The 17048-nt window shown below is 42.4% G+C and carries 17 protein-coding genes; 4 read left to right on the top strand and 13 right to left on the bottom strand.

Going from position 1 to position 17048, the window contains the following annotated elements; translation table 11 throughout:
* Position 1 precedes the first annotated feature (1 nt).
* From I595_RS12045 to I595_RS12030, 4 genes are all read left to right on the top strand, one after another.
* Entirely contained in the window at positions 2-898 is an 897-nt protein-coding gene (locus I595_RS12045; RefSeq protein WP_054559679.1) for a NifU family protein, read from the top strand.
* A gap of 73 nt (positions 899-971) precedes the next feature.
* The gene (locus I595_RS12040; protein WP_054559678.1) at positions 972-1172 is read left to right on the top strand and encodes a dodecin family protein; all 201 of its coding nucleotides are present in this window, start codon (positions 972-974) and stop codon (positions 1170-1172) included.
* 138 nt (positions 1173-1310) lie between these two features.
* The gene (locus I595_RS12035; protein ID WP_054559807.1) at positions 1311-3338 is read left to right on the top strand and encodes a thioredoxin domain-containing protein; all 2028 of its coding nucleotides are present in this window, start codon (positions 1311-1313) and stop codon (positions 3336-3338) included.
* A gap of 189 nt (positions 3339-3527) precedes the next feature.
* Positions 3528-4355, top strand: coding sequence for a mechanosensitive ion channel family protein (locus tag I595_RS12030; RefSeq protein WP_054559677.1), 828 nt, complete (start codon positions 3528-3530; stop codon positions 4353-4355).
* Here the strand turns inward: I595_RS12030 and tsaB are convergent.
* From tsaB to I595_RS11965, 13 genes are all read right to left on the bottom strand, one after another.
* Complete coding sequence (gene tsaB, locus I595_RS12025) at positions 4352-5026, bottom strand: tRNA (adenosine(37)-N6)-threonylcarbamoyltransferase complex dimerization subunit type 1 TsaB (protein WP_054559676.1); 675 nt, start codon at positions 5024-5026, stop codon at positions 4352-4354. The genes I595_RS12030 and tsaB overlap by 4 nt on opposite strands.
* 105 nt (positions 5027-5131) lie before the next feature.
* Entirely contained in the window at positions 5132-6490 is a 1359-nt protein-coding gene (locus tag I595_RS12020) for a TolC family protein (protein WP_054559675.1), read from the bottom strand.
* Positions 6491-6518: 28 nt separating this feature from the next.
* On the bottom strand, positions 6519-7670 hold the full coding sequence (locus tag I595_RS12015; RefSeq protein ID WP_054559674.1) for an efflux RND transporter periplasmic adaptor subunit: 1152 nt from the start codon (positions 7668-7670) through the stop codon (positions 6519-6521).
* 34 nt (positions 7671-7704) lie between these two features.
* Complete coding sequence (locus I595_RS12010) at positions 7705-8967, bottom strand: ABC transporter permease (protein ID WP_054559673.1); 1263 nt, start codon at positions 8965-8967, stop codon at positions 7705-7707.
* Positions 8968-8969: 2 nt separating this feature from the next.
* On the bottom strand, positions 8970-10205 hold the full coding sequence (locus I595_RS12005; protein WP_054559672.1) for an ABC transporter permease: 1236 nt from the start codon (positions 10203-10205) through the stop codon (positions 8970-8972).
* On the bottom strand, positions 10195-10899 hold the full coding sequence (locus I595_RS12000) for an ABC transporter ATP-binding protein (RefSeq protein ID WP_054559671.1): 705 nt from the start codon (positions 10897-10899) through the stop codon (positions 10195-10197). Before I595_RS12000 ends, I595_RS12005 begins: the two co-directional genes overlap by 11 nt.
* A 92-nt stretch (positions 10900-10991) precedes the next feature.
* Positions 10992-12098: an efflux RND transporter periplasmic adaptor subunit gene (locus I595_RS11995; RefSeq protein WP_054559670.1), complete on the bottom strand. Its 1107-nt coding sequence runs from the start codon at positions 12096-12098 to the stop codon at positions 10992-10994.
* A gap of 28 nt (positions 12099-12126) precedes the next feature.
* On the bottom strand, positions 12127-13386 hold the full coding sequence (locus I595_RS11990) for an ABC transporter permease (RefSeq protein WP_054559669.1): 1260 nt from the start codon (positions 13384-13386) through the stop codon (positions 12127-12129).
* 14 nt (positions 13387-13400) lie between these two features.
* Positions 13401-14651 carry an ABC transporter permease gene (locus I595_RS11985; RefSeq protein ID WP_054559668.1) on the bottom strand — a complete coding sequence of 417 codons (1251 nt, stop codon included), beginning with the start codon at positions 14649-14651 and terminating at the stop codon, positions 13401-13403.
* 164 nt (positions 14652-14815) lie between these two features.
* Positions 14816-15028, bottom strand: coding sequence for a hypothetical protein (locus tag I595_RS11980; RefSeq protein ID WP_054559667.1), 213 nt, complete (start codon positions 15026-15028; stop codon positions 14816-14818).
* Positions 15029-15041: 13 nt separating this feature from the next.
* A complete protein-coding gene (locus I595_RS11975; protein ID WP_054559666.1) occupies positions 15042-15575 on the bottom strand; it encodes a DUF420 domain-containing protein in 534 nt (177 codons plus the stop codon).
* A gap of 1 nt (position 15576) precedes the next feature.
* The gene (locus I595_RS11970) at positions 15577-16320 is read right to left on the bottom strand and encodes an SCO family protein (RefSeq protein ID WP_054559665.1); all 744 of its coding nucleotides are present in this window, start codon (positions 16318-16320) and stop codon (positions 15577-15579) included.
* On the bottom strand, positions 16304-16939 hold the full coding sequence (locus I595_RS11965) for a hypothetical protein (protein WP_054559664.1): 636 nt from the start codon (positions 16937-16939) through the stop codon (positions 16304-16306). The genes I595_RS11970 and I595_RS11965 overlap by 17 nt, the downstream gene beginning before the upstream one ends.
* Positions 16940-17048: the final 109 nt, after the last annotated feature.

Genomic DNA, 17048 nt, shown 5'->3' with positions numbered 1-17048 from the left:
AATGAAAGAATATCATATCACACTGCAAGAAACCAGTAATCCAGCTATCCTAAAGTTTGAGGCCAACCACTTTTTGGTGAAGGAGAACTATCAATACAACAATATAGACGAGGCTAAAATGTCTCCCTTGGCACAACAATTGTTTTACTTGCCCTTTGTAAAGGCCGTTTATATCTCCGGCAATTTCGTTGCCATAGAACGTTTTGATATTGTTCAGTGGAACGATGTTAAGGATGAAGTGGCACAGCAACTGGTGGAATACCTAAATGCTGGAGAACCAGTGGTCATTGAGGAAGCTACCCAGAAAAAAGTGGCCATTACGGTATATGCAGAGGTAACCCCAAATCCCGGGGTGATGAAGTTTGTTGCCAACAAAGCCATAGTACCGTCCATTTTTGAGTTTAAAAATATCGATGAGGCCAAACATTCCGAGCTGGCCAAGCAGTTATTTCATTTCCCTTTTGTAAAAGAGGTGTTCTTTGACCAAAACTATGTTTCCGTGACCAAGTACGATGTTGCGGAATGGGAGGAGATTACCATGCAGCTCAGGGAGTTCATCAGGGATTTTCTAAGTGAGGGCAAAGAAGTGGTGGCCCCAGATTATATCCAACAGAAACATGAGTTGGACAATAAGGAAACCCAAGAAAAAGTCTACGACGACACCTCAAAACAAATTATTGATATTTTAGAGGAATACGTAAAACCTGCCGTGGCAAGTGATGGGGGCAACATCCTTTTCCAGTCCTATGAGGAAGACAGTAAAACTGTGAACGTTATTTTGCAGGGGGCATGCAGTGGCTGTCCATCATCCACCTTTACCTTAAAAAATGGCATAGAGACCATGCTTAAAAATATGCTGGGCGAAAAGGTGAACCAGGTTATCGCCCTTAATGGCTAAACACTTCTTTTTGTGGGGAGGGAAATATTCGGTAATTATCAGTATCTTACAACAACACTAAAAAACACAAAACATGGCAGTTTTAAAAGTAATAGAAGTTTTGGCCAATTCTGAAAAAAGTTGGGAAGATGCCACCTCCAAGGCCGTTGCACAGGCATCAAAATCCGTGAAAAATATTCGTTCCGTGTACATCAATGAGCAAAGCGCCAGCGTTGACGATGGTAAAATCACTGACTTCCGTGTGAACGTAAAAATCACTTTTGAGGTGAAATAACAGTTAAATCCATGTACCTATAAGCGCCCTTTTTGGCGCTTTTTTTTATTGAATACCATGATGATGCGGTCCCACCATTTCCCATTTTATTTTTTACTGTTGTTGTTTTTAACCCAGTGCTCACCAAAAAAACAAAAAATGCAGCATAAATATACCAATGCACTCATTGAAGAAAGTAGCCCTTATCTCTTACAACATGCCCATAACCCGGTGAACTGGGAAGCATGGAAACCAGAAGTTTTGGAACGGGCAAAACAAGAAAACAAGCCCATCATCATAAGTATTGGGTATGCTGCCTGCCACTGGTGCCATGTCATGGAAGAAGAGTGCTTTGAAGATGAGGAAGTGGCCCAATTGATGAACAAGGAATTCATCAACATTAAAATAGACCGAGAAGAGCGGCCAGATGTGGACCAAATCTATATGGATGCACTGCAAATGATGACAGGCAGCGGAGGTTGGCCCTTGAATGTTGTTGCCCTACCGGATGGTAAACCTTTTTGGGGGGCTACCTATGTACCAAAAGACAATTGGCTAGAGGCATTACAGCAACTATCCACATTGTACAAGAAAAATCCAGATAAGATCATCGCATATGCTACCGATCTGGAGCGCGGTATCCAAGAAATTAACTTGGTAGAGGCCAAAACGGAACACACCAAATTTAAGCTTCAGGAGATAGATACCTCCGTTAAAAATTGGTCCTCTGCCTTTGATACCTTTTTGGGTGGGTACAAAAGGGCTCCAAAGTTTATGATGCCCAACAACTTAGATTTTTTGCTGCATTATGCCACGGCGAGGGAAGACGCGGACATCATGGAATATGTGAACACCACCCTGACGCGTATGGCATATGGTGGTATTTTTGACCATGTTGGCGGCGGTTTTTCCAGATATTCCGTGGATACCAAATGGCATGTTCCCCATTTTGAAAAGATGCTCTATGATAACGGACAACTGGTTAGTCTTTATGCCAAGGCTTATGCCGTAACCAAAAATGAACTTTACAAAAACGTGGTAAGTAAAACCATTGGCTTTGTAAAGGAAGAACTGACCGATGCAAGCGGTGGTTTTTATTCCAGTTTGGATGCAGACAGCTTAAACGAGCAAAAAGAACTGGAAGAAGGCGCGTACTACGTTTGGTCCGAAACCGAGTTGAAAACCATCATAAATGAGGATTTTGACCTTTTTAAAGATTACTTTAATATAAATTCCTATGGAGAATGGGAGGGGAATTATGTGTTGATAAGGGATAAAAGTACCGCTGAAGTCGCCAAAAAATTTGGGCTTGATGAGCATGGTCTGAACGTTAAAATCAAAGGGGCCCTAGAGAGGTTAAAGTGGGTTCGTAAGGACAGGGAAAAGCCACGTCTTGATGATAAGGTTTTAACCTCTTGGAATGGATTAATGCTCAAAGGCCTTGTAGACGCCTACAGGTATTTAGGTGATGATGATTACTTAGAAATGGCCCTTGCCAACGCCACCTTTATTGAACGGGAAATGATGGCCCCCACGGGCGGTCTTTACCGAAATTATAAAAATGGCCAAAGGAGCATACAGGGCTTTTTGGAAGACTATGCCACCACCATTGAGGCATTTATTGGTCTCTATGAAGTTACTTTTGAGCACAAATGGTTGGCACACGCCAAACAACTCACGGATTATTCCTTGGAACACTTTAGTGACCCCAAAAGCAAAATGCTCTTTTTTACCTCGGATGATGCCGATGCCTTAATCCGGAGGACTATTGAAGTCAATGACAATGTGATATCCTCCTCCAATTCCATTATGGCCAACAACCTACTTAAATTACATAAGCTTTACAGTGCGGAAGGATATGGGGAACGATCTGCACAGATGTTGGCCAACGTGCAAGACAATTTTGTGGACAATGGACAGGGCTTCTCTAACTGGATGCACCTGACCTTGTTTAACAACCTCAACTACTATGAGATTGCCGTGGTAGGCAAGGACCACAAGCAGCTGGGGCGGGAACTTGCCGCAGCGTATGTTCCCAATAGCATCCTTGTGGGCAGTAAGGACGAAGGCAATTTAGCCTTGTTGCAAAACAGGTACAATGAGGGGGAAACATTGATCTATGTGTGTATTGAAGGTAGTTGCAAACTTCCCGTGCAATCCGCAAAAAAGGCCTTGGACCAATTATAGGCTTTCTTGGATTTTAACCTAAACTTAAGAGTCATAACTTGACATTTCCATTAGATTTTTTATGTTAATACGGTAGGTTTTTGCCGTCCCAGAAGTTGTGGCATTACCATTTTCAACAACACCCTAGGGGCTACGGCCTAAACAGATTTTTTTACCACTTAATTAGCAATTTAAATAACCTTAAAACACATGGAACAGATAGCCGATTTACAAGCACATGTAGACAAAGCCATTGACTGGATATGGAAGTTACTACCCAATCTTGCCTTGGCCATTATCTTGTTGATAGTAGGTCTTTGGATCATAAAGTTTTTAAACCGAATGGTAAGAAAGTTTTTTGAGCGAAAGGATTACGACCCAACCTTGGAAACCTTTCTCCAAAGTTTTATCCGGATTGCCCTAAAGGTCATTTTATTTGTTTTGGTGGTCACCCAATTAGGGGTAAAGACCTCTTCCTTGGTGGCCATGATAGGAGCCGCTGGCCTGGCCATAGGATTGGCCTTACAGGGTTCTTTGGCCAATTTTGCAGGTGGCGTCTTAATTTTGTTGTTTAAACCTTTTAAGGTAGGTGATTTTATTTCGGCCCAAGGAGTGGATGGCACGGTCAAGGAAATTTCCATCTTTAACACCAAACTGAACACCTTTGGCAATCAACTGGCCATTATTCCCAATGGGCAGTTGTCCAACGGTAATGTCATCAACTACAATGCAGAAAATACCAGAAGGGACAAGTTTGATATTGGCATTGGGTATGGCTCCAATATCAAAAAGGCAAAAGATATCTTGTTGGCCATTTGTGCAGATAGGGACACCATTTTAAAAGACCCCATGCCCGAGGTGTATGTTGGCGAGCTGGCAGATAGTTCCGTAAACCTTACCTTACGGTTTTGGGCAAAAAACGAAGATTTCTGGGCGGCACATTTTTATGTCGTGGAAGAAACCAAAAAAAGGTTTGACGGGGCAGGAATTGAAATTCCCTTTCCCCAGCGCGTGCTACACCAGCCCGAAAAGGCCTAGGCCTTTTTGCGTTGCATCACAAAATCCTTTAAATAAAAAGGCTCAAAATAGGCTACGTCCTCAAATTCTTGTTGTTGATATTTGCCAAAGGATAATGTTGCCATCTCCTTGGCACTTGGAACTACTTTTTCCCAAAAAACAAATCGCTCATCTGTAAGCAGTGCTTTGCACTTTCCCGCACCACTGCCCACCAGATGGATACGGTCATAGTTGTCCCAATCCGCAAAGGACGTAGTGGTAACAACCTCTGCCTTGGTCTCTTGGATTTCTTTGTGGTTACTGCCAAACACACAAGAATATACCTCCATCCTTCTGGCGTCCAAGACTGGGATAATCAACTCGTTATTGGCTGCCTGTATCTGGAGTGCCATACTCTGTAAGGTTGGTACGGAAATCAGTGGCTTTTCCAAGGCAAAGCATAATCCCTTTGCAGCAGAGACACCAATCCGCAATCCTGTGTAAGAGCCAGGGCCCTTGCTTACTGCAATGGCATCTAGGGATTCCATTGTTATCCCTGCCTCTGCCACGGCCTTTTGGATGAACAGATGCAATTGTTCCGAATGGGAATAGTTAGGGGTGTTCTCCTCCTTCAACGCAATGGTGCTACCATTGATGGCGATGCTAACGGAGCAATTGGTGGTTGCGGTTTCCAGATTGAGTATTACTGCCATTTTACAACGGATTTAGCCCTTTTTATACCCTTAAGATTTGCCTACAAAAAAGACCGTCAAAACTACGGCTTTTTTTGACGGTCTTACTTTTAAGATTTTTATATGCTATTCCAAGGAAAGTGGAACGCCATAGAAAAACTCCAATATTTTTAGCCTAAAAATGTAATCGTATTTAGACCTAATCACACTTGCCTCCGCATTATCAACACGGGCCTGTGCCTGGCCAAAATCGAACGAGTTCAACAAACCGGCCTCATAACGCTCTTTGGCATAATCATATGCCAGTTTCCTGGCGTCCAATGTTTTTTGCGCCGCTTCATAGGCCTTTCCAAAAGTGGCCACGTTTACATGCGCTTGCTGTATGGTATTTTCCAACTCCAATTTGGTCTGCTCCAATTGCAGCTCCGCACGCTTAACATCTATTTTAGACCGCTTAATGGAATTCTCCGTAGAGAAACCGTTAAAAATAGGAACGTTTAATTGAAACCCATAGGAGATACCGTCATTAAGCCATAACTGGTCTATAAAATCTGCCCTAAATGGGATAAAACCGCCCATACCATCAGGTATTGTCCTAAATTGGTTGGTATAAAACGTATTGTAATTAAAAAAGGCATTTAAGGTGGGGTACCTTGCCCCCTTTGCAATTTGCAGATCTTTATTGGCTATGTCTATATTGGCCTCAGAAAGCTTAATATCGTTTCTAAAGGTCAAGGCCTTTGCAAATATGGTTTCTGGTGAGGTTGCCATAATTTCAGAAGGCGGTACTTCATAGGACTCATCCGCTACATCAAAATTTTGATAATCGGTTATTTGTAAAAGTTGGGCAAGGTTTACCTTGGCAATTAATACCTGGGCCTCCCCATTGACTATTTGCTGTTCTTGGGTAGCGGCCGTGGCTTCAATATCCAATAGATCACCCCTTGGTAAAACCCCGGATTCCACCAGTTCCTTGGTTCTTTTTAAATCTTGCTCCGTTACCTGGTATTGTGCTTGGGCCACCTTTAGGGCTTCCTTATTGGACAATACTTGCAAATAGGCCTCTGCCACATTTAAACGGATATCATCCTTTAAATCTTCCAGACCATATTGCGTGGCAATGGCATTTAATTTAGCGCGTTGCAACTGGTATATATTGCGCAAACCATCAAAGAGCGTAATCCCGGAATTGATGCCTGCCGAAGTAGAAAAAATCTGACCTGGCTCAATAATATTGGTATTTGGGTTGGTCACCAAACCGGAGCGCTCACTGGCTACGGTATTTGCCGTTAAATTTGGAATAAAGTTGCCCCAGGCGTCCACCTCATCTATTTGTACGTTCTCCAAATTCAGCTCAAACTGCTCAATGGTCAGGTTATTCTCTACAGCGTAGTTCACGCATTCTTCCAAGGTCCATTTCTTCATCTGTGCCTGCGTGATGAACGCCGCACAAAAGAGTATGGCAAAAGTTACTTTAAGTTTCATTCGTTTTTTGATTTTGTTCTTTGATTGATTACTCTTCGGTCGTTTCTTCTTCGCTCTCTTCACCTTCTTCCTCAAGTCCTTTTTTAATGGGTTCTGTTTTGTTCCATTCCTTTACTTCATCTGCCTCTTCCAATCCCGATACCACTTCTACGTTTACCCCATCAGAAATACCTATTTCAATATCCCGGCGCTCAAATTTTTGATCGCCAATGGCCACCTCAACATAAGGTTTATTGGTCTCCCTATCAAATTGTAATAGTGCTTCTTGAATGACCAAGATGCTGTCTTTTCTCTCTAAAACTAAGGAAGCATTTGCGCTGTATCCCGCTCTAATAAAGACATCTTCCTCAACGGTGACATCCCCTTCAATTTTAAATTGTACCGCTCCCGATTCTTCAACCCCTTTGGGGGCAATGAACTTTAATTTGGCATCAAAGGTTTTGTCTTCTACAGCACCAAGACTAATTTCCAAAGGCATGCCCACTTTTAACTTGGCAACTTCGCCCTCATCCACTTTTCCTTCAAAAATCATTTTACTTAAATCCGCGATGGATGCAATGGTGGTACCATCGTTAAAGTTGTTGCTCTGTATGACCTGGTCTCCTTCCTTTACGGGAATTTCAAGAATGGTTCCGGAAACGGTTGCCCTGATGTCCGTATTGGCCGCAGAAGAACCACCGATAGAACCTTTACGGATAATTTGATAGTCCGCGTTTGCATTGCGCAATTCTTGCTCTGCTTGCTCAAACCTTAATTTTTGATTGATAAATTCTTGGTTTGATACCACTCCCCTATCATAGAGATTCTTATTTCTATCAAATTCAATCTTAGCATTGTTCAATGCCAACTCCGCATTGCGGACACGACCCCTGGCTTGATACAGCGCCTGTTCGTTAGGCACTACTTTTATTACCGCGATCAAGTCTCCAGCTTTTATAGCGGTCCCCTCCTCTACATAGATTTTATCTATAATTCCGGTAATCTGGGGTTTTATGGCAACTTCATCTTCGGGGATTACCTTGCCGGTGGCCACTGATTTTACTTCAATGCTGGAAATAAAAGGATTGTAGGTATCGTACTCCGTAGTGGCCTTACTATTGGATTTCATAAAAAAGACCGCTGCCCAGAGTATACCTATGATTAAAACTCCAAGTCCAACCCATTTTAAAATTTTTTTCATTTCAAGATAATTTAGTTGTATATAATTGGTTTTATTATTCTTCTCTTAATGCATCAATTGGTTTTATACTTACTGCCCGTTGCGCAGGTATCAATCCAATAAGGACGCCCAGAATAGTCATCAACAACAAAGAGCCGATAACATAAGGTATGGGTACCGTAGGATTGGCATATGGAAAGTCCCCGCCAGATGTAAAAGCATCGATACCTTTTAAGGTAAGGGCTCCAAAAATAATCCCTATGATACCAGCAAGAAGGGTAAGAAACAGGGCTTCAATGATGATTTGATTTCTTACTTCTGCCGGAGTTGCCCCAAGCGCACGCCTTACCCCAAGTTCTTTGGTTCTTTCTTTAACTGAAATCAAAAGGATATTACCGATGCCGATTACCCCAGCCAAAATCGTGGCAATACCAACGATTAGGGATAAAAATGTAAGACCATTGGCGAAACCAAAAATACGTTTAAAGATGGCTCCAAGGTTAAAGGCCCCTATACCCCGCTCATCAGCGGGGTCTATTTTATGGATTCTTTTAAGTGCTGCTTTAATATCTTGTTCTACCTTAACCACATCGGCATCATCAAACGCAGCAATGGTAAACCAAGCTACATTATCCCCGGTATTATAGAGTTTTTTATAGGTGGTAAAAGGAATAAAAATATCACTATCATTATCAAAGGGGCCGCCGCCGGTAAATTTATGTACCCCAACCACCTGAAAGTTAATGCCATCAATGTTTATGTACCCACCTATGGGACTTTCATCTTCGTTAAATAGTTCTTTTTGGGTGCGCTCCCCAATAACGGCAACCTTGCGTTGCTGCTCTATATCCTCGTCATTGATAAATCTTCCGCCTCGGTAAATCTTTTTAGTGGCTATTTTAGTAAATTCCGGATAATCCCCAAAAACAGAGTAGTTTCCAATTTTGGTTCCTCTTTTGATCACCCCGGGACTGGACCCAAAAACCCCACGGACGTTTCTCGGTGCAATAGCCATAATTTCTGGCACCCGTCTTCTTAACTCGTCCACGTCTTGTATCTTTAACTGTACCCGTCTTCCGGTTTTAAATCCTGCATAGGGCATACTGGTCCTTTGGGCAAAAACAAACATGCTATTTCTTGCCACGGACTCAAATTCTTTTTCAAAACCGTTATCCAAACCTTTAGAGGCACCGGCCAGACCAATATAAATGTAGATACCCACAAAAACCCCGATCATTGTCAAAAACGTCCGTAGTTTGTTCTTTGAAATGGACTGAAAAATCTCTATCCAAGTATCTTTATCAAATAATTGTCTCATCCTTATTCGTCTCTTAAAGCTACAATAGGTTTAATCCGCGCCGCCCTACGTGCGGGAATATAGGCGGCAATGGTTCCACAGATAATAAGTAGAATGGTCACAAAAATTGCCGTTCCAGAATTAATGGCCGGGTCCGTAATAAAATAGTTATCCTTTAATTCATCCCCACGAATAAAATTAAGCACTATGATACCTGCGATCATACCTACAAATCCAAACAATGTGGTGATAAATACGGACTCTAAAAGAATAGTTCTCGTAATAATACCCGGTGTTGCCCCCATTGCTTTTCTGATACCAATTTCCTTGGTCCGTTCCTTTACTACAAACACCATAATATTACTAATTCCAATGATACCGGAGATAATAACCGCAAAGGCAATGCCCGAAATAATAATTTTTAACACATTGGCAAACTGCTGGTTTCTCTTAAGGTTGTCCGCAACATTTTCAATAAAGATACCGCGTGGGTCTTTTGGACTAATAATTTTTTGCTGTCTGATAAAGGCATCCAGTTTCCCTTGAAACCTCATGGCACCACTATACCCAATAGATTCCTTGAACGCCAAGGTGATTTGGTCTATTTTGTCATTATTACCCTCTATGAGCTGGCGGGTGGTGTACGGGATATAAATGTATCGCTCCTCATTATCTCCTCCATCATCTTGAAATACGCCAATGACCTTAAATGCGCTACCACCAATATCAATGTATTCACCAATAGGGTTTTCCCCTTTAAATAGGTCTCTTTGGACCATACGGCCAATCACGGCGAACTTGGCTCGTTCTTTTAAATCGTTTGTGTTGATGAAGCGCCCTCTCATCAAGATATTTTTCTCGGCAAACTGCATACCTGGGGCAACTCCCCTAGTGTTGTAATTATCCGATTCCTCCCCGTATGTCACCGTGGCATTTCTTTGGATTTGCGGGGTAGTATAGTCTATCAAAGGAGCAAATTCCTTTACAATCTCATCAATATCCTCATTCTTGAACTCGATCTGTCTTTTAGCCTTAAAGCCTCCATAGGGGATGGTGGTCTGGGAAGGGTAGATTCTGAAAATATTGGTGGCATCGTTACCAAAGAACTCCATAAAGGTGTTATTGAGCCCATTGCCCATTCCAAAAAGGGTGACAAAAATAAAAATACCCACGGCTACGGTAAAACCCGTTAAGAACGTACGCAATTTATTCTTCTGTATGGTCTCAAATATTTCCTTCCAGGTATCCCTACTGAACATACTGCGCCGCCCTTACTTGTTCCACTTGCTTATCTTCTACGATAACCCCATCCTTTAAATGGATGACCCTTTTGCACATTTCTGCAATGTCAGGTTCGTGGGTCACCACCAAAATGGTATTTCCCTCGTCATTAATCTTTTGTATCAGGTCCATCACCTCGTAAGAGGTTTTACTGTCCAGGGCGCCTGTTGGCTCATCGGCCAACAACACCTTAGGCTCTGCAGCCATGGCCCTAGCAATGGCCACCCGCTGTTTTTGCCCCCCGGAGAGTTCACTGGGGAGGTGGGTTGCCCATTCTTTTAAGCCTACGCGCTCCAGATATTGCAAGGACTTTTCTTGGCGCTCCTTGCGGGCCACTTTTTGGTAGTATAGTGGAAGGGCAACGTTCTCCAGCGCACTCTTATAATTGATTAGATTGAAGGATTGGAACACAAAGCCCAAAAACTTGTTTCTGTACTGTGCTGCCTTGGTCTCACTAAGGTTTTTAATGGGTACACCGTCTAGGGTATATGAGCCAGAATCGGCCTCGTCCAACATCCCTAAAATATTCAAAAGTGTAGATTTCCCAGAACCGGAGGAGCCCATGATGGCCACAAGCTCTCCCGCTTCACAGGAGAAATTAATGCCTTTAAGGACATGGAGGGAATTGCTTCCCATTTTATAGGATTTATGAAGGTCTTTGATTTCAATCATGATTGGTTTGTTAGCTTTCTAATTGACATCCGTTGATATGACTCGCAAGGTGTTTATTTGTTACAAGAATGTTTTAAAAGTTATGTTAAAAATTACTCTTCATCCTCTTCAATGGCGTTCCACACCTTTATTTTATCGGCTTTGGCAACGCCAGATTTTACCTCTACCCATATCCCATCCGTAATCCCAAGTACCACCTCTTTTCGTTCAAATTCCTGTTCCCCAATACGGAGTTCTACGAACGGGGCTTTGGTTTCTTCATCAAATTGTACCAGAGCTTCCTTAATGGCCAGAACACTATCTGCACGAGCCAGGATAATGGATGCATTGGCACTTAGCCCAGCCCTTATAAAGGTGGTATCCTGCTTGTTTAAGGTCGCCTTTATTTCAAACTGTATGGCACCATTTTCTTCTTTGCCCTTTGGGGCGATGTAATCTAGAACAGCATCAAAAACCTGGTCTTCAATGGCCCCTACAGTAATCTCCAAAGGCAGGTCTTCCTTTATTTTGCCTACTTCGGACTCGTCTACCTTACCTTCAAAAATCATTTTCTCCACATCTGCGATAGCCGCAATGGTGGTACCCTCATTAAAATTATTGCTTTCTATGACCTGGTTCCCCACTTCTACGGGAACTTCCAATACCATACCACTCACGGTGGAACGTATTTGGGTATTCGCCGCATTTTTAAATCCGCTTGTGGTACCTGTGTTAACGATATCAAATCGTTTATTCGCCGCACGGTACGCTTGCCTGGCCTGATCATAGGCCACTTGCGCCCGTTCCAAATCTGCCCGTGAAATCACCCCTTTTTCAAATACGGACAATTGCCTATCATAATTACGCTTTTCATTATCCAAGGTAATCTTGGCCTCGTTAATGGCATTTCTGGCATCGTTTAAGGCATTTAAGTTGGGCACTACCTTAATTTTGGCCAGTAAATCCCCTGTTTTAACGTAATCACCACCTTCTACGTAGACCTCCTCAATTACACCGGAAATATTGGGTTTGATCAAAACCTCTTCCAAGGGAAGGATACTACCCGTGGCCACCGTTTTTTTAATGATGGTCCTTGTTTCTGCCTGCTCTGTTTCATAGACCACTGGGTCTTCCGCGTTTTTTTGGTACAAATAGTACATAGCGGCACTAAAAGCCACCACAATAAGCAAAAGAATAATGACCGTTACTGATTTTTTCATTGGTTTGATTTGATTTATTGATTGATTTTTATTCGGTTCTTAGGGCATCAATTGGTTTTACTTTAATGGCACTTTGTGCGGGGATAAAACCTGCAAAAAGGCCAGATATGATTAAAACGGCCAACGCCATGAGTACCACCCCTACACTAACACTTGGGTTTAAAAACATATCCACTGGGCCAATGCTGTCCAATAGGGCGTTCATCCCATAAATGAACAAGGCACCAAAGATGATTCCCGTCATCCCAGAGATAATCGTAAGAAAAATGGACTCCATTAAGATTTGCTTTTTTATGGACCAAGGGTCCTCTCCCAATGCCCTTCTAATTCCTATTTCCTTGGTACGCTCCTTAACTACGATCAGCATGATATTGCTCACGCCAATAACTCCTGAGATCAACACTAGGGTACCCACGATAATGGCAATCCATCGCATGGCGGCAAAGAGGCTTTCTACCCTGTTGAACTGTTCGTACAGATCAAAATAACCAATGGCACGCTCATCCTTGGGGTTTACCTTTCTACTTTCCTTAACGGTACTTACCACCTTGGGCAGCAGCTGTGATATGGAAAAACCATCTTTGGCCGTAATGGCCATCCAACCTACATTATCTGCCCGGTTAAAGGCTTGTGAAAAGGTGGTAAATGGAATATAAATCTGCCGTTCCGCATTTTCCCCATTACCATTGCTGGATTTTTCCTTATACGTACCCACCACCATAAAATTTACGCCTTGAATCTTGAGATAGGTACCCAACACCTCTTCCGTTTCTTTGTATAGATCTTTACGAATCCCATCCCCAATGACAATGACTTTTCTACGTTCTTTAATGTCGTCATAGTTTAAAAACCTGCCATGGTTGACATACATGGAATTTTGAAAAATAATTTCCGGATAATCCCCAAATACACGGTAAGAGCCACTTTCATTTTTATAGAATACATTATCCACGCCCTGCTGGTTGCGTAACCCATTTCTTGGAGAGACAATCCTAAGATTGGGCACATTGTCTTTGATGAGGCCAACATCACCCAGTTTAAAATTAAAATTTCTACCTTCTGGAAGTCCTTGGTATGCCATGGTGGTTGTCTGGGTCCACATAAACATGGTATTGGTGGCCACCCCGCTAAAATCCTGTTTTATACCATTCTCTAGCCCCTTCCCGGCGGATAATAGGATGATAAGAATCAGTATTCCCCAGAACACCCCAAATGCGGTCAACAGGGTGCGAAACCAATTTTTGGTAAGCACCTCCAGTATTTCTTTCCAACGATCCCTGTTGAACATGTGCTGTTTTTTAATTATTCGTCTCTCAGCGCGTCTATGGTATGTACCCGTACGGCCCTCCAAGCGGGAAAAAATCCTGCAATGGTACCCGCAACAATCAAAACGATTACCGTGGTAAAAGCCACCTGAAAATTCACTGATGGATTAAGGACATAGTCAATTTCAATATTTGGCCCAATAAGTTCCAATAGGCCCATACTGAGAATTAAGCCGGTAAAACCGGATATTGCGGTCACAAAAATAGCCTCATGTAATATCATACTGATAATGCCCCAAGGCTTGGCGCCCAAGGCTTTTCTAATCCCTATCTCACGGGTGCGTTCCTTTACCACAATCATCATGATATTGCTGACCCCGACCACACCTGCAATTATGGTACAGATACCTACGAACCAAAAGAAGAACTTAATGTTCCCTGTTAGGGCATAGTAGCGTTTGGCCTCTTCTATGGGGTTCCAGACCCTGATGGCCCTTTCATCTTCGGGAGCCACCCCGTGCTCCTCATGAAGGTATTTTTTAATGTCCTTGACAAAGGCTTCCGAAGAGGCCACAGTCTCCTCAATGGTGGCTTTTTCCGGCAGCATATAATTCAGGTTATTTATTTTATCTCCTCCGTTGAATACCAGCTGCGCCGTGGTCAACGGAATAAAAATCCGTTCTTCCTCATCCTCGTCCTCGCCTACTTCCCCAAACACCCCAACTATTTTAAATCCAACCCCGGAAATGTTCAGGTACTCCCCCAATGGCGAATCCAAATCTTGAAAAACCTCCCGTTTTATTTTGTTACTGATGACGGCCACCTTGGCCTTGGTATCCATGTCCGTTTGATTGACATACCTGCCCTCTGAGAGGTACTCATTTTCAATAGTCTGCAAATCAGGGGTAGTTCCGGCCAACTCATATGTAATGACATCATTATTATAGAGAATACGGATGTTATTGGGAAAGTAAAGGATGGACGCTTTTTGATAATCTACCCCTAGGTCATTGGCAATAACCTCATAATCCTTATTCCTGAGCTGGATGCGCCTGCCAGGGTTTAGACCTTTGTATTCCATGGTGGTGCGCCTTGGCCACACCCAGATGCTTGTGGCGGCATCTGTCTTAAACTCGGCCTCAATACCGTTTTGCATCCCTTGGCCAAAGCCCAGTAGAATGACTAAAATAAAAATTCCTGATGCTACCGAAACCCCTGTCAAGAACGTCCTAAGTTTGTTCTTTCGGATGGTATCAAAGATTTCTTGCCATCTTTCGATGTCAAACATGAATTGGCTTTTTGATTGATGAAACGCTTACGCGCACTTACAAGACTATCAAAAAACAGTTTTGTTACAGTAGAATTAAAAAAAACTTATTTTTTTTTGATATTCTACACCTTTCCGGCACATTGGAGGTTACCCGGCAAGGAGCTTTTGCTTGGCAAGTTTGCTTATCCCTTAAGCTTGCGGTAAATAATATAGAATAAACCACCCACCAAAATGTATGGTATGGCCATGAGGTATACAATACCATTATTGATTCCTTCTGCCTGACTGGTATCGGATTCACTTTGCAGCGCGGCACGGCACATGGAACATTGCGCTTCCATTACCTCTGGCAAACAGAACAATACCAGCACTATTACCCATACCCAGTTCTTCATCCTAACCCTATTTTTAATGTGTATAATATGGGGAAATCATTAAATAGACCACAACCCCGGTCACCGCTACATAAAGCCATATAGGAAAAGTATACTTGGCCCATCTTTTGTGTGCCTCAAAATCCTTTAAATATGTTTTACTGTAGGTGATTAAAACCAGTGGTATAATGGCTATGGAGAGTACGATATGGCTTATTAAGATGGCAAAATAAAGTGTTCTTACCCACCCCTCTCCACCAAAAGGCGTAGAATCAGATGTCATATGGTAGGCTACGTACATAACTAAAAAAGCGATTGACAGCGCGATACAGCTTGTCATTAACTTTTGGTGCAGCCCTTTATTTCCATTTTTAATAGCCACCACCGCAAAAACCAACAACACCGCCGTTAGCCCATTTGTAAAGGCATAGATAGGTGGCAAAAAGGTGAGTGGTGTTGCATTTGGAATCTTATATCCAAACAGTATGGCCACCACCGCAGGGACGGCGATGGATAGGATGGTTATCCAAACTTTAATTCTCTTTTCCTGTAATGCCGATACTTCCATGTTATTCCGATAGTAATTTTTGAATATCTTCTTTGAGCATAGTGATTTGTTGTACTTCCCCTTCCTTGTTCACCCCTTGTTTTTCCGTAACCGTTCCCCGATAGTAAATAATGGGGTTTCCAAATTTATCCAATCTCGAACGTATGAAACCGTTTTTGTCCACTAGGGCAAACATTCCAGAGTGTTCAAAACCACCAGGGGCCTCCTTGTTTTCAGCGGCTAGGATATAAAAACCTTCCCTTGATAATTTATATATGGCCTCTTTATCCCCTGTTAAGAAATTCCAATCAGTGTCCCTTACCCCAAATTTTTCCGCATAGGATGTAAGCACGCTAGGGGTATCATATCTTGGGTTAATGGTAAAAGAGGCTATACCAAAATCTTCCTCTTCCAAAAACATGTTTTCCAACTCTTTTAAATTGGAGGTCATGATTGGACATATGGTGGGACAGGTGGTGAAGAAAAAATCTACCACATAAACTTTACCCAAATAGTCTTCATTACTGACCAGAACACTATCCTGATTTAAAAATTCAAAACTGGGTACTTTTCGTTTCCTGCCATTACTAGTGATAAAACTTAACTTATCCATGGTCGCGGCACCAGCCATTCTATCGTTCTTGACCACATCGCCACTTTTTATCCGCTTCGTTATTTCATAAACCGCGAAGGCTCCAAAGATGAGCACTATGGCAGAAATCCAGACATAGGTGTATTTTTTACTGGTTTTAGTTCCGGTCGGCATTGTTCTTTTTTAAGGCGAGTCTATACTCTGCGAGAATAATTTTTACATCATCCTCCATTTTATTGTTCAAGTCTGCGACCGAGGTAGCATCAAATCCATATTTGACGCCTGTCTTTTGGTCTTCGTCATTATCCCTGCCCCGTAGGTTACGGTCTTTATCTATGATAAATATTTCTGGCACGCCATAGGTCCCATCCAACGTAAGGTTGGTTCTTAAACCATTAAATACGGTTTGCAAACCTTCTTTTGTGGTATATACAAATTGCCAATTATCTATTGGCGCCAGATTGCTCAACTCCTGTTTTAACTCTGTTACCGCCTCCTTCTCTTCCTCCAGCACCAGCATCACTACCTGAAAATCTGCGAACTCATGGAACCGCTTATAAATTTTTTGGTTTAGATTAAAGGCATTTCCCTTTTTATTGGCAACATCCCGCCCCAAAAAACCAAGGATGGTTATCTTATCTTGAAGCCTAATATCTGTGTCAATCACATCAAGCTCCGTGACATTTTCCGTTAAAATGGGAAGTTTTCCAAAATTGTTTACCCCAGAAGCAAAAAACATGTATGCCACCAACGGAAAAACAAACAGGATCACAAGAACAATCTTCTTTTTCATAGCCTTATAAAACAGCCTTGGTTTACCCGTGTTTCAAGAATAATCAAGCACCTTCCAACACGAAATACAAAATTAAAAAAAAGGCAGCCAAATAGCTGCCTTAGGGTTA

Source organism: Croceitalea dokdonensis DOKDO 023 (genome assembly GCF_001306415.1).
Classification (GTDB): domain Bacteria; phylum Bacteroidota; class Bacteroidia; order Flavobacteriales; family Flavobacteriaceae; genus Croceitalea; species Croceitalea dokdonensis.
The sequence above is the reverse complement of the archived record's forward strand: the minus strand, read 5'-3'. Positions and strand labels throughout refer to the sequence as shown.